5 protein-coding genes are annotated in these 15,973 nt (G+C 39.0%); all 5 read left to right on the forward strand.

Features of this window, described 5'->3' with window-relative positions:
* The first annotated feature begins 4 nt into the window (after positions 1–4).
* The 5 genes from D4A81_RS00990 to D4A81_RS13370 all read left to right on the forward strand — a co-directional run bounded on the left by D4A81_RS00990 (position 5) and on the right by D4A81_RS13370 (position 15,955).
* Complete coding sequence (locus D4A81_RS00990; RefSeq protein WP_111525061.1) at positions 5–946, forward strand: ROK family glucokinase; 942 nt, start codon at positions 5–7, stop codon at positions 944–946.
* Positions 947–1,131: 185 nt separating this feature from the next.
* Entirely contained in the window at positions 1,132–1,818 is a 687-nt protein-coding gene (locus D4A81_RS00995; RefSeq protein WP_111525060.1) for a hypothetical protein, read from the forward strand.
* 802 nt (positions 1,819–2,620) lie between these two features.
* Positions 2,621–4,228, forward strand: coding sequence for an N-acetylmuramoyl-L-alanine amidase family protein (locus D4A81_RS01000; protein ID WP_111525059.1), 1,608 nt, complete (start codon positions 2,621–2,623; stop codon positions 4,226–4,228).
* 13 nt (positions 4,229–4,241) lie between these two features.
* On the forward strand, positions 4,242–11,141 hold the full coding sequence (locus D4A81_RS01005) for an InlB B-repeat-containing protein (RefSeq protein WP_242977684.1): 6,900 nt from the start codon (positions 4,242–4,244) through the stop codon (positions 11,139–11,141).
* 17 nt (positions 11,142–11,158) lie between these two features.
* Positions 11,159–15,955, forward strand: a complete 4,797-nt coding sequence (locus D4A81_RS13370) for an N-acetylmuramoyl-L-alanine amidase family protein (RefSeq protein ID WP_242977682.1) — start codon at positions 11,159–11,161, stop codon at positions 15,953–15,955.
* The last annotated feature ends 18 nt before the right edge of the window (positions 15,956–15,973 follow it).

The following is a 15,973-nucleotide window of genomic DNA, read 5'->3' on the forward strand; positions in this document are numbered from 1 at the left end:
AAGTATGGAGCAGGTATGCGTGGGTGTTGACATAGGAGGAACAAGTGTAAAACTTGGTATATTTACATTGGGAGGTGATCTTTTAAAAAAATGGGAGTTACCTACTGAACCCAAAAATGATACCAAGGCATTGATAGAGAAGATAGGAAAATCTATAAAAGAAAACCTAAAAGAAGGTGGACTTACTCTTACAGACTGTGTAGGAGTTGGAATGGGAGTTCCCGGACCGGTATTGCCAAATGGCTATATAGAAGTTGTAGTAAATATAGGCTGGAAAGAGGTGTTCCCTGCAAGAATGCTCTCTGATATTTTGGACGGTATGCCTGTAGCCCTTGGAAATGATGCCAATGTAGCAGCACTTGGAGAAGCATGGATGGGAGGAGCCAAAAATTATCAGGATGTAGTGATGGTAACTCTCGGCACAGGTGTAGGCGGAGGCATTATAGTTGATGGTAAAATAGTGCCGGGAAAACATGGGCTTGGTGGCGAAATAGGACATATGCATGTAAGGGATTCTGAAACAGAGAAATGTAACTGTGGTGGAGTAGGATGTTTGGAACAGATATCAAGTGCTACAGGAATAGTAAATGAGGCAAAGAAACTTTTAAGTAAAAAGAAAGCTACCTCAAGATTGTCACTTTTGGAAGACATTACAGCAAAGGATGTACTTGATGCAGCCAAGGCAGGAGATGCTATAGCTTTGGAGGTTGTAGATACTGTTTCAAAATACCTTGGAATAGCACTGTCACATTTAACTTTAACAGTAGACCCTGAGATTTTTGTAATAGGTGGCGGTGTATCAAAGGCAGGAGAATTCCTTATAGAAAAAATAACTGAAAAATTCGTATTCTATACACCAATTACAAAGACAAAGGCTGATATAGTACTGGCACAACTTGGAAATGATGCCGGAATATATGGAGCTGCAAGACTGGTATTGGGTTAGATTTAAAGTGGCCGGATAGTAGGTGAATTTTACCGCTATCCGGTCATATTATTATAAAAAATACTACATTTCTTAAAAAATATTTCCATATAAAAAACTTGTTTTTATAATATGGTGGTGATATAGTGTCAAATATTAGCAGATTAACTGACGCTAAGGAGTCTTTTGACTTAGGAGGAATAAGAATGAAGAAAAGATTTTTAATAACAGTTTTAGGGTTAACAATTGGAAGTGCATTATTATTTAGTGCATGTGGATCAAAGAAAGAAACAGCAGAAACAACAGCACAGACAGTAGCAGAGAGCACTACTGCTAAGGCAGAAGAGAAGACAACTGCTACAGAGGCTCAGGCACCAAAGGTGGATATAAACTTTGAAATAGCAAATCATCTTGAGATGTCATATGCTGATATAGGTAATGCCTTTGGAGAGGCTACATCAGATGAGGTTAACTCAGAAAAGGGAGAAAGAACTGTAAAGTATGCAAATCCTGATAGAGAATTACATTACTATGATGATAAATCAGAAGGTTACACACTTTTCGGAGTCAGTGCTAAGGCAGGAGATATTTTAAGTTTTGAAAAGGACAGTGTAAAGCTTAGCGATATTTTGGATCAGATGGAAGGTGAAGAGGGTAAAGGCCTTGAGTCAAATGAGGCATTTCTAACAGTTGGTGAAAAGGGTGATCACACTGTTGTATTTTTGTCAGAGGGATACTATTTTGTATTGTCAGTAGACAAGGATGATATGGTATCAAAGGACAGTGCAGCTGCTATACTGACAGAGGATGTAGTAGGAATTGATACAAGTGAAACTGAAACAAAAGCACCTTCAGAAATAAAGATACCTGAAACTACAGCAGCAAAACAGTAAAAAATCCTTAATTTAAATATATTATATAATAAAAGGTCGGATGAATAGCTGAACATTCATCCGACTTTTTGTTATGAAAAAGCAAGAATAATAAAATGCTCAAAATTAGATAATACTAACATATACTTATTAATAATTACTATACAAAAATTATAGAGCATGATATAATACACTATAAAACATACTGACAAAATTAAGGCGAGTAGAATAATAGTATATATAATGAGCATAAAAAAACTTGTTTTTCAACTTATTGACTTATTTGACAAAGTACTTATTAAATAATATTATATTAATATATTTATAACATAAGATTAATGTAGGCAGTTTATGCCTGGCAATAGAAGAGGTAGAGGTAGAGTTAGATATGAGGAGAAAGGAAATGTACATAAATCATCTGGTTAGATGTCCTTGTTAATTCACAGGGTGAAACGACCGGAAGAGGACTGACAGCAGTTTTACAATAATTGTAAAGGCTATTTTTGAGCTGTTCGCAAAAATATTACAATAAAATAGAAATTAAAGACTATTTAGTAAAGTTTCAGCTTTTACAAAACAATCATACGGTATAGATTTCTTTAATTATAACATATAACAATGAACTTGCGAAAATATATTGGGCAAATATTTTTGTGGGTTATTTTGTTTGTTTTAAAGAAATATATATAAATTTTTATGACTGGGTATAAACAAACTGATTTGATGTTATACATTAAACAGTGATATGGGAGTAAGTATGTAGAACATAGTATAGGACCTTATACACCAGTATGCAGACGATCACAATTAAGGAGGTAGTTTGATGAAAAAAAGGAGCATGGTAAGTCGTGTAGGCTTACTAGCGGTTTCCGCTCTCTTCCTTTGGGCTTTTCCTTCAACTGCACATGCAGAAGGATGGGACAACTCAACAGGTGAGTGGAGATACCTGGATAGTGCTAACAACGCAGTATCAGATGTTTGGCGTAAGTCAGGTGATGCTTGGTATTATCTAGGTGATGATGGAAATATGGTAAGAGATTCATTACTTACCATAGGAGACGATGTTTTTTACCTAAATGCTGACGGAGTTATGGCGGCTGATCGCTGGATACTCACAAAGGACGAGGACGACGAAGAAGGATGGTATTACTTCGGAGCTGACGGAAAAGCATATAGAGGTAAAGAGGGAAGACTATATACTCGTGAGGTTAATGGAAAGAGATATCTTTTTGATGAGAATGGAGTAATGCTTACAGGATTCTTTGATGCAGTGGGCAATGCAGTAGAGGACGACAATCCATTCAAGACAGCGGTATATTACTTTGGTGCTGACGGAGCAATGTTCACTGATCAGTGGCTATTCTATTCACAAGTAGGAGAAAACCCGGGTTATTCAGAGCTTGGACAAAGAAACTATGCTGAATATGATGAGATGTGGTTATACTTTGGGGCTAATGGTAGAAAGTATGCTGCAAAGACTACAGATCAGTCTAAGCAAAGAGAGATAAACGGTAAGGCTTATCTCTTTGATGAGAACGGAGTTATGATACCTCAGCTTTCTGTAACTAATGCAAATATTAGAGCAACAGCAAGCAATGCTAAGGTAAAATATGGTTCACTTGATATAGACGGTGAGCTAAAAGATGACTATTGGACATTTACAGTGCCAAATGAGGAGATGAGCCAGGAAGACTACGATACGGGCGAGCGTAGCTGGTTCAGAACAAAGAAAGACGGCAGTGTAATTAAGGACAGAATAGCTACAGTACTTGGAAGAAGATATGCCTTTGATGAAATAGGACGTATGCAGACAGGTTTTGTGGTTATGTTGGAAGATGATACCTTCGGTATCAGATTTGATGTAGATGAGTGGAGCAAGGAAGATTTCCTTACAGATGCGATAGACTCACCTATAGCTGCTATAGACAGAGGTAGCCTATATCTCTTTGGAACTGATGAGTTAAATGACGGTTCAATGATACTCGGAGAGGTTACAGTATCACTTAGAGATACAAACGCCGTATTTGGTTTCAAGGATAATGGTAAGGCTATCGGAGCAAAGTGCACACTTGCAAAGAGTGATGGCAAGTTCTACTTCAACGGTTTAAGACTTGATGCAGATGCAGATCTTAAATATGGTATCCTAAAAGATACAAGAACAGGTCATGGCGAATATGTAGTAGTCGGAACTGACGGAAAAGTAGTAAAAGGCACAAAGATTTTAAGAGACGGAGAGGGCAACTGGATAATAGTTGAAAACTCAAAGTTCGTAGCTAGAGTTAGTGATGGTGATAGACCAAGAAAGAAGAACGGAAGATTCTATCACTATGATTCAACAGCTGAGAAACATGAGAGATGGGGAGCAGAAATCACTTATGCTACAGATGGAGCATACAACTTAGATAGTGATTTTGTACTCTTCGATAGATAGTTAGAGGAGAGATATGAAGAAAAACAATTTAATAAGGAAGGTAAAACAAACAACCGCCGGGTTGCTTGCAGGAGCTATGGTCCTTACCGGAGCTCCTCTGGGTGGATTGACTGCTTGGGCGTCTTCAAGTGTCACAGGTCAGTCTGCGCCAATCTCTACAAGTTTAGAGAATGATACCATGCTTATGGTTGGTAGACCGAATGATGGTTATGGAACAACGCATAACCATGAATATCCGGGAAATACGAGTAATGGTTACAATCAGTATGGAGCTACCTATGGTAATGGTACGACAACAGCATATAAGTATGGTTGGATAACCTCAGGTTCATCAGGATCGTTTGCAGGGTGGAAATGGGATATCGCTGGTTTGATTGATGATGTAACTTCAGAGCCTAGCAGTGAGGCTGATGAAGCATATGTTAAGTCATATCCGGGTGGACCGCTTTCGGTTACCTATCCATCAAGTAATCCACAGGGGTTTAATACAGCTATTCATCTAGGGGCTGATACTATTAGTCTCAGTAATAAGATGAATATTGGTCAAAATAATATTAGTAGAGCAAATGCCACAGCAAGTCCGTTTTATCCCGCCTATGATGGAGAGGTGAAAAACGGTGAGGTTATAAAGGTATTTGATGGGCATACTGATATGAAGCTTGAGATTAGACTTTCTGTCAAGCCTACTACTGACGGTAAATATATCTTAACAGAGTATACTGTTAAGAATACAAATATGAATCCGGCAGAAACAAATGCTAAGATAGTAGATGCTGGTAGAACAGATGGTGGTAGAACAGTATGGTTTGCAGCAGGTACTGATATAATGATTGCACAGGATGACTATGCGGCAGTTTGGTCAACACCAAAGACCAATACAGGAAATAAAAATGAGGGTATACATGGCCAGGCTGATAATGGTGCTACATATACTCTTGGTTCATTTGATATGCTTACATATAGTCCACAATATCCAAATCTTGGTATGCAAAAGAGAAATTCATCTGACCCAAGTGCCATTACTACATGGGTAGGACATTATGGAAGCTTTACGTCAAACTATGGAACAGATTTGGTAGATACCTCATACATGCCGGGAGGTACATATGGAGCGACCGACTCAGGTCTTGCGTATTCATTGAAATTCGACCTTCTTCCGGGTGAAGAGAAGACAGGTGTTATAGCTTGGTCTATGAGAGGACCTACATACTATGTAGACCCGGTAAATGGTAATGACTCCAATAATGGATTTATGTCTAAACCGTTTAAGACCATTGAGGCAGCGGTAGCCAAGATTGGAAGTAGAACTCCTAAAAAGACATATGTCTATATCATGAATGATACAGAGATTGACTCTACTATTACTATTCCGACAGGAAAGTCAATAACCTTTGGTACTACTGACTATGTACTTGATCCAACTACCAACTCAAAAGTAGCGGCATATCCGATAACAGTTGGTGCTGACGGTCAAAGAACCAATCAAAAGGTTATAAAGAGAGCAAATAACTTTACAGGTCCACTATTTAAGGTGGAACATGCAAACTCATCTATTTCATTTACAGATATAAAAGTAGATGGTAGAGGGGATGCAGTAAATAATATAACAGGCTCTTTAGTACTTGCAAAAGCCGGTACGGTAAATACTCTTACAGGTGCAGTACTTACAAATAATAAGATAACACCGGTAGAACATGAGCAGTTTACAGATACTAATGGAAATGGAACATGGGATCCAACTGAGGAGTTTATAGATGCCAATGGAAATGGTGTTTGGGATGGTCCGGAGGCATTTGTAGATGCTAATGGAAATGGCAAGTATGATATCGGTGAAACATTTACAGATGCTAATAGAAATGGTATCTATGATAAGTCAGCGAATGCTACTGTAGCAAGTGCTATACATTTGTTAAGTGGTTCTAAGTTAAATATGAATTATGGTACTATTACAGGTAATAAATCTTATATGGGTGGTGCTATTACAAAGAATACAGGCTCAGAAGTAAGTTTGTCAGGTGCCATAAATATTACAGGAAATGTTTCAGGTGCCGGTGGAGCATCTAACTTGATGATTGATACTACCGGAAGCAAGGCTAAGGTTACTTCAAATCTTACATCTGCTTCAAGAATCGGTCTTTCATCACTTCAGTCTGTACCTCTTGCAGGTGTAACAGTACTTGAGGCTGATAATGGAACCGGAGCTCCACTGCCATATAACTTAAATAACTTTAGTGCTGATAAGCAAGGTCAGGGTTCACTTTATGGAGATGCAGCCGGAGAGTTAGTAAATCTTAATGCAAGTGCAGTTACATATGTAGTAAGTCATGTTATGATGGATGGTTCTACAGTACCAGGTACATCTACAAGCAGCGTACTTACAACAGCGGGTGCACCTGTAGCTATAGCACCTATAAATAATAGTGCATACTTACATACAGTTTCATACACAGTACCGGGAAGTAGTCCGGCACAGACACTTACAAGCCCTGAGGTTACACCGACAGGACATGGTCTTTCAGTAGATGCTGATGGAGTTTCAGGATATCTTCCTGGAAATGATATATCAGTTATCTTTAGATATGTGAGAAATGAATCAGTAGCAAAGTTTGATCCGGCAGGAGGAGCACCTACTACCGTACCTGATATAGTTTCACCGGCAGGAGGAGCACCAACAGCTTCATTGCCATTAGTTTCAAGAACAGGTTATGATTTTGTTGGATGGTTCAAATATACAGATGCAAATAATAATAATAAATATGATACAGGTGATACAGTGCTTACAGCAAGTGCTACAGGAGAGACAGGATTAGATAATCCGGTAGTGACAGGAACTGTCAACTACTTTGCTAAGTGGACACCGTCAACTACACCTTATAACTTTGATGTAGTTCATAAGAATTCATCAACTACAGTTCCTATTAGTTTTGCGACTAGTACAACACCGCATCCATACTTAGATCCTATATCAGCTTCACCGCTGACTATACCTGGATATGTATTGTACACAGCGGTTCAGACACCGGCTTCACCAAACTATTTTGATCCGGTAAATAACTACAATGGTACTATGTCAATAGGTGGTGCATCTGTAAAATATACATATAGAGTTGATCCAAGTGTAAGAAAGGCTTTCAAAGTTGAGCATATAGATACATCAACAGGTGCTGTAATGCAGACAACTCAGGTCTATAGAGCGGCAGAGGCTGCTATATCAGCGGCACCACTTACAACTCTAGGATACAGTTTGACAAATGCACAGATCACAACAGGAAATACATCAACAGGTGCACATGTACTTACAGTAGCGGATATGCAGACAGCGGCTGGAGGAACAGTTGGCTTTAATGCAGATCAGAGCTTCACAGGCTATATGCCAAACCAGGATGTAACAATCCGTTATGAATATGCAAATACAACAGGATATTTTGCAGTTCAAAAGTTTGTAGATTCTACTACAAATGAAAGAATAGGAAATTTAAATCCTATATCATTTACAAATGCAGCAGCAATGAATATTCCATACACAGGTGTTTACGGATACCTTTATGGTTCAGCTACAGCAACACCGGCTGCAGGAACATTTGACGGGGCAGGAAACTTTACAGGAGTAATGCCATCAGCAAATGTAAACCTTGATTATATGTTGAATAGAGATCCGGCTTATTGGAAGACAATGAGTTTTGCAGTTGCAAATGCACCATATAACTATGGTGTGGTACCATCAACTACATTCAGCTTCTTGAAGGATGATCATACAACAGCAGCAAGTGGAAATGCTTACACATTCCAAAAGATTACAGACCTTGGTGGAGTTCCAACTCCGGCAGCAAATCCAACACCATACTATAAGTTTGAAGGATGGTATTTGGATGCAGCAGCAACAACACCTGTAACACCGGGAATGACATTTGATAATGATGTTACATTATATGCTAAGTTTGTTGAAGATCCGGCATATTGGATAGATATAAACTTTGCGGCAGGAGAACATGGAAGCATATCAGCACCATCAAGTCTTCATACATATTATGATAATAAATGGGGTAATATATTAGGATCTATCCCAACACCAACACCTGAGCTTAACTATTTGTTCTTAGGCTGGAAGAATGGTACAAATGTAATAACAAATGGTTCATCACTTACAAATGGAGCTACATATACAGCTCACTTTGGTAAAGACCCTAACACATGGGGAACAAACATGGGTTCAATCTCACCTGTAGGAAGAATTGGATCAAACGGTAGTGGTGAAATAGTAATAGAAGGTACTACACCTGGAAATGTATATGTAATAAGTGATCCGGATGGAAATATTATTGCAGTAGTTCCTGGAGATGCAAATGGAAACAGAACAACTGTTCCAAATCTTACACCGGGAGCACATTATAATGTACAGGAGGGAACACCTGATACTCAGGCTACAGTAGGACAGCCTGTTTCAAGTATTACAGGTACATCTGTATCAACTCCACAGGATGTATATATTCCAACAGTAGATAACAACTACAATATTGGATATGATCCTGAAAATGATGGAATGGCACAGATAGTTGTAAATCCGGCAGATCCGGATGCAGACTATGCACTTATAGATGAGAATGGAAATGTAGTACAATATCCTGGAAGTGACAATGGATGGATGACTCCGGTAGGAAGCAATCCTTCAACAGTAACTTTCAACAACTTGAATCCAAATGCAACATACACAGTAGTGGCAAGAAAGAAGGGCAACACAGCTATTCCTGATCCACTTACAAAGCTTCCTGATGGAAATCAGATCATTGCAAATCCTGGTGATATGGCAGAAGCTGCAAAGTATGTTGTAGAAACCAGAGACGGAGATATAGTATCAGTAGGTACTACAAATGTGGGAAGTGATACATATACAGATGCTAAGGCAGGAGAAAGCGTTGTTATACATGCAGATCCTATAAACTCAAATGGTAAGAACTTCCTATATTGGAAGGTATTAGCAGGTAGAGCTGTAGGAGTTAGCGGAAAGATAACTCAGGCTGACTATACATTTAACCTTTCTAATTCAAATATTGTTCTTAAGGCTGTATATGAGCCTACAAAGATAGCAGGAGATGATGCTAATGTAGAGGAAGATTTGAGAGGAAAAGCAGGAGTAGGAGAGTTTGGTCTTGAGCCATCTCAAATACCGGCACTTGCAAATCAACTTACAACTCCGGCTGACAGAGCACTCAATACAGTTAATGGAGCAACAGTAGATTATAAAGTTATCTTTGATAAGAGAGATACAACAAGTGCAGAGTCAAATCTTGTAAAACCTGTTTCATACTCAGGTTCAACTCATCCGGGTGCGTATACAGCGGCGTACTCACTTGATATTAAGCTTGAGAGATATGTAGATGGAAGAAGAGTTGATGCAGGAATAATGGCTACAGCATCAAATGCAACTGTAGATGTGATTGCACAGTTGCCGGCATCAGATGTAGATCAGTTAGACTATCAGTTATTTGATGTTACATCAGGAACACCTGTTGAGGCAACAATTACAACAGATGTAGCAAACAATGCCGGACTTGTGAAGTTCACAGGAAACCTATTACATACTTATGTTATGGTTTACTCAAAGGCATTCAAGGTTACATTTGTGGATAATAAGCCGGTACTTGATAATTTACACTTAAATGATACAAGTAGAAACTTCTACAAACAGTTTAAAGTTAGAAAGAAAGACTCAGTCGAGGATAGTGCTTACACAACAGATTATACTGTAGTAACTGACTATGCTCAAAATGATGTAGCAAATGCACTTGTAACACCATTTGAAGATATTTATGGTGTACAGTATGACTATGTAAATTGGTCAAAGAAGGAAGATAAACTTTCTGTATTTGATACTACAGATGAGTTGACAAAGAAGACTACTGTTTATGCATTCTATACTAACAATAAGAAGGAAGTAGCAGAGGCAAGAGTAGATCTTGATAAGACAATTGACGAAGCAAGAATACTTACAGGTGATCCTTATCTTAAGGTTGCTGAGATTGCTGAAATCAACGAGGCTATTGCAAATGCAGTTGAGACACTTAGACAGGCTAGAGATCTTGTATCTCCTGATGGTAATACATATCTCAGACAGGCAAACTATGCAGAACTTCAGCAGGCAATAGATGCACTTAGAAGACTTATTGACAAGTATTCAAAGATCGCTGCTGACAGAGCCGGGGATAGAAATAGAAGAACCGGTGGTGCCAGTGGTGGTGGTAACTCTTCAAGTGGTAGAGGAAGTAGACTTCTGACACCGGGAGAGAAGTCACAGCAGAGTACAGCTATCAATGAAAACAGTAATGTAAGAGCATTCGTACTTGGAGTAGACGGAAAATGGCAGACAAACCCTGTAACAGGTGGATGGTCATTCGTACTTAACGGAGGAACACCTCTTAATGATATGTGGGGTATGATTACTTTCAATGATGAAACCGGAAAGAAAGTATACCGCTGGTATTACTTTGATGCTCGCTCAACTATGGCAACAGGTTGGGTATATGACTCAAAGAATGGTAACTGGTATTATATGAATACTACAGCAGGTCCTGATCTTGGACAGATGGTAAAGGGCTGGGTAAAAGATACCAATACAAATAAATGGTATTACATGAATGATAACACAGGTATTTTGAATACAGGATGGCATTTAGACAAGCAGGACGGTAAATGGTATTATCTCAACCAGAATGGTGAAATGCTTGTTGGATGGCATAATATTGATGGAAAGTGGTATTACTTCAATACCAACACTCCACAAAATACCTATACATGGGATGCCAATGCTTTCAAGTGGAACTACTTGAACAATAGTGCCAGACCATATGGATCTATGTATGCCGGAGAGAAGACTCCGGATGGCTATAGTGTAGATGCAAATGGTGCTTGGAACTAAGTGACATAGGAGAAGAAATGAAAAGAAAGACAATAAAAGCAAAGTTAACTGCTGCATTGTCTGCGGGCGTGGCTTTTACCATGCTCGCACCGGCAATGCCGGCGTATGCAGCTACAGGTAATATTTCATTTGATATGGGAAAAACCTATGATGCTTTGGGTGGAGCCCATTTGATTGGTATTAGTGGTAATCAAGGTGCTGCTATGCCGGGCACATATACAGATGGAAGTACTATTATAGGCGATACATTTGCAAATAATCAGTCCCCTACAAGTGGTGGTACTAATTATTATGAGATGCCGTTTTGGAATACAACTTGGTTGAATGCAAGTGGTGTAAATCTAAATGGTAATACACCTCCATCAATTCCATCAAATTATAATTTCCCGGGATATCTTTTAAAGGGATGGTATAAGGAAGATCCTGAGGTAAATCCTTCTCAGACAAGAGTGAATCATTTACCAAATACTATTCCGTATAGTCCAAATACTACATATTATGCGGCATTTGTAGCAGATACAAATAAAAAGTATATATATACACAAAAACATGAGAGTGCTACAAATGTGCATGCACCTCTAACTACAGATGGTACATATCCTATATCTAATACTGTTCATGATAAGACACCAACTGTACCACCAGGATCACCACCAGGAACACTACCTACAGTACCTGTACCAACAGATAATAGTGTAAATAGTAAAGAGTCTAAGAATGTTTTGCAGGTGGTTTCATCAAGACCTTTAAATATTTATGGATATAAGGGAACTATAAAGGAAATAGCATTCACAAAAAATACTACGAGCGGTAGTATGACAGAGACTTCAGATACATCAGGTGCTTATGGAGATGGAAGATATATAAATCCAACCACTCTTGTAGATGGTGTTGAGAATCTTGCAAGTCAATATAGATTTGTATATAATGCAGCAGGTCCATCATTTACCGGACAGATGGTAAATAGAGACTTGACAACTGTAATGGAGTATGATGTAGATCCTGCTCAAAAGTCAAGACTTACAGTAGAACATAAAATCTTAGATACAACAGGGGCAGTAGCTTCAACAGAGTCAGAGTTTAATCATACTTTTAAAGCTGAAGAGACTATTACAGGTATATCACCTAAGACAGACCTTATAACTCCACAACCTGGAAATACAGAGTCAAGATACAAGCTTCAATCTGCAGCCTTCACAAATATGGGATCTGTAGGACCATATAAGCATACTTTATTGACAATCAATAAGAATGCAAATGGTGGTATTTTATCTGATTCAGCAACCGACGCATCAGGACTTCTTGATCTTACTACAGAGACAGGTACAACATATCTTGCTACAGGAGCATTGAATGCGGCAGCAAAGATGCCAAACCAGGGAGTTACACTAGAGTATACTTATGTACCTAATCCAAACTATAGATTAAATGTAAGAACTAAGTATCTTAGCCAAGATGGAACAGATCTTACATCAATAGTGGCTACAAAGACATCAACAACAGTTGGTTCAGACGGAATGATTGAGACACTTGGAGCAATCAATTCAACAGTAAATATACCTTATCCTGATTTATCAACTGAGGGCTATAATACACCTACATATAGTATTTCAGGAGGAACTCCTGGAGCAGCCGGTGTTGTACCAAACCCTGCAGGTAATACTGCAACAGCGGATTTAGCTACAGATTCATATGTAGTAACTGTTACATATCCAAGAATACCAAGCTTCTGGTCACAGGTAATGTTCCAGACAGAGGGAAATGGTAGTTTAGAAGATCCGGATTATCCGGTTGGAACAAGCCATCCATATACTAATGCAAATACAAACGCTATTAGATTGCCGGTAAATGGAGATAACTCTGTGGATATTCCACTTACAACTGTTCTTCCACATGCAGTAGCTGCAGCAGGATATGAGTTTAAGGGATATTATGATGTAGATACAGGTACACAGGTAACAGATGAAAATGGTGCATTTATTTCATCAACACCATATCATCTTGTAGATCCTGGACAGGGATTGGTAGCGAAGTTTGAACATAATAGCAGTTGGTTAACTTTCACATTCAAATTTGCCGGAAGCCATGGTGATATAACACCTGCAGGACCTGTAACAGGTTCAGTATATCCACTTGATGGGACTGGAGCACCAAGAGCTATAAGATGGGCAGAGCTTGATCCGGATGATCCGGGTATTGCAGCTGAATTTGTAGGTGTAAGACCTTCAGCAAGTGCGGATACAGGATATGTAATCAAATGGTTTGATGCAAGTGGTGCAGAGATAGCTGCAGGAACAGATATTGCGGCGTATCCAAATGGAAGTGTATTTACAGCAAGAGCTGTAACAACAACACCATTATCACTTGATCAGCCAACAGCTACAACTTCAATCAATACATCTACAGGTGCAGCTGAAATAACAGTATCTAACTTCAATGGTGATCCTACAGTGCAGTATGTGGTAACAACTCCTGACGGAACAATTGTTGAGTCACTTTCAAATATGAACTTACAGGCATTAAATGGTGTTATTTCAGGACCAAGAATCTTAGCAGATACAGAGTATCAAATAAGAGAGGTTGCACCGGATGCAACAGTAACAATTGGAAGCAATATTTCAAGTGTAACATCACCAACAACATCACCTGCTGTAGGAAGTCCTACAGATGTTACAACACCGGTAGCTGTAGCACCACAGGTTGTAGCAGATCCATCAGATCCAAATAGAATGCAGATGGTATTATCACCTGTAACACCGGGACAGAGCTATGCTGTTGTGGATGATCAGGGTAATGTAGTAGCTGATTGGACAACACCAACAGGAAACTCACTAACAGTACCGAACCTTACACCGGGTAGAAATTATTCATTGGTGACAAGACCGGTAACAGATACAACTTCTACACCTGCATCACGTCCTAGAAGATTGGATTTTGTTGCAGCAAATATTAGCAATGTTATTACATTAGTTAATCCATCAGATATAAATGTAGTATCACCTGCAGGACTTGATCTTGATGATGTTCCAGCGGGTACAGTTGTAGAGCTTAGAGCAAACCCTATTAGCGGTTCAAATATATTTACAAGTAATTGGGAATTCGTACTAGGTCAGCCTTTAAATCTTTCAAATGACGGAAGTACAACAATAAGATTTACAATGCCGACAGGTAGAATAATCGTTAAGGCACTTTATGATACAGACGCAAGTAATTGGGATCCTATATCAGGAAATGATGCTTTAAGATCGGATGGAGTAGTTGGTCCAGGAGGAAGTATAGGTGCTAGTAATCCACTATTAAATATTCCTGGAGATTTTAGAGTAGTTATAAATAGAACAAGAGTTAGCAACTCTGACAAGATGGCTATTCAAGATACTCTAACAGATGATAGATTTACAGGAGTATGGAGTATAGTAGCTAAGGTTCAGCAAAAGGTTAGTGGTACATGGCAGGATTATGTAGATCCAAACTTATTACTTGATTCTTTTGTAAATATGGGAGCACTTGAAGACAGTGGTCGTACATATATGTTACACCATATGGCTACAGGAAGTAATGCAGATAGACTCACAGATGCGGATAGTCAGTGGAATCCAGTTTCAAGCTTCAATGGACTATTTACATATAGTTTCCTTAATGGAGAAAAATATGTATTTGGATATACAACAGCTGATAGTATTGTAACTTTTGTAGATACAATTACAGGAAGTACAGTGACAACAGCTCAGGTTGCACCTGGAAGTACTCTAAGAAGTGTATCATCACAATATAGAAGCGATATACCGGCAGCAGGTTCAAAAGTTGAAGATGGGAATACAGGTCTCACATGGACCTATGTAGGCTTGAAGAAAACGGCAACCGGAGTGGGAGATGTTGATGAGAATGATATAGTAAATGGAGATATGACAGTATATCTTTACTATACAAATGATCAGACACTTAGAAATCAGCTTGTAGATGGATTAAATGATAGTATAACAAAGGGTGATGCATTAGATCTGAGTAAGTACAAAGCAAGCGATGCATCTGCATTGCAGGCTAAGTTAGCAGAAGCAAAAGCATTGTTGGCTAGAACAGCACCAAGTATGGCTGTTTCATCAGAACTTTCAAAGGTACTTAATGAATTGAATACTATTCTTAAGAGTATGGGAGTTAATACAAAACCTACACCAGGTGGTGGTTTAGATTCAGGCGGAGGTCGTGGTCGTGGCCGTGGTGGCCGTGGCGGTTCAGGCGGTGGCTCAGGTACTGCCGGCAAAAAGTCAACCGGAAATAACTCTGGTATCAGAGTTGGTCTTGACGGTAACTGGGAGCTTATGAACCCGGCTGAGGCTCAGAGCAATCCTAATGCTAGTAAGTGGAGATTCAACCTTACAAATGGTGGAAGCGTTACAGGTTGGGCTTATCTGACCTACACTTATGAGGGAAGAACAAAGTCTGAGTGGTATCACTTTGGAAATGACAACATTATGGATTCAGGTTGGTTCTTAGATAGCAATAATACATGGTATTACCTATCAATGAATCATGATGGATTCTTTGGTGAGATGGTAAAGGGATGGCATCATGACGGTCAGGACGGAAGATGGTATTACCTCGATCCAAATAGTGGTGCTATGCATACTAACTGGAGCAAGATAGGAGGAGAGTACTACTTCTTGAATCCAACAGCACCTGCACAGACATGGTTCTTTGATAATGTTGCAGGTAGATGGAATTATGGTGATGTAAATTCAAGACCTTTTGGATCTATGTACCAGAATGAAACTACACCTGACGGTTATCATGTAAATGAAAGCGGAGCTTGGAGATAATCTATAGTAAAGCATAAT

This window comes from Lachnoanaerobaculum umeaense, assembly GCF_003589745.1.
GTDB classification, from domain to species: domain Bacteria; phylum Bacillota; class Clostridia; order Lachnospirales; family Lachnospiraceae; genus Lachnoanaerobaculum; species Lachnoanaerobaculum umeaense.

What these genes read in the sequence shown, in the direction of transcription:
- D4A81_RS00990 (WP_111525061.1), top strand. Translation starts at nt 5, where the DNA reads ATGGAGCAGGTATGCGTGGGTGTTGACATAGGAGGAACAAGTGTAAAA.
- D4A81_RS13370 (WP_242977682.1), top strand. Translation starts at nt 11,159, where the DNA reads ATGAAAAGAAAGACAATAAAAGCAAAGTTAACTGCTGCATTGTCTGCG.
- D4A81_RS01000 (WP_111525059.1), top strand. Translation starts at nt 2,621, where the DNA reads ATGAAAAAAAGGAGCATGGTAAGTCGTGTAGGCTTACTAGCGGTTTCC.
- D4A81_RS01005 (WP_242977684.1), top strand. Translation starts at nt 4,242, where the DNA reads ATGAAGAAAAACAATTTAATAAGGAAGGTAAAACAAACAACCGCCGGG.
- D4A81_RS00995 (WP_111525060.1), top strand. Translation starts at nt 1,132, where the DNA reads ATGAAGAAAAGATTTTTAATAACAGTTTTAGGGTTAACAATTGGAAGT.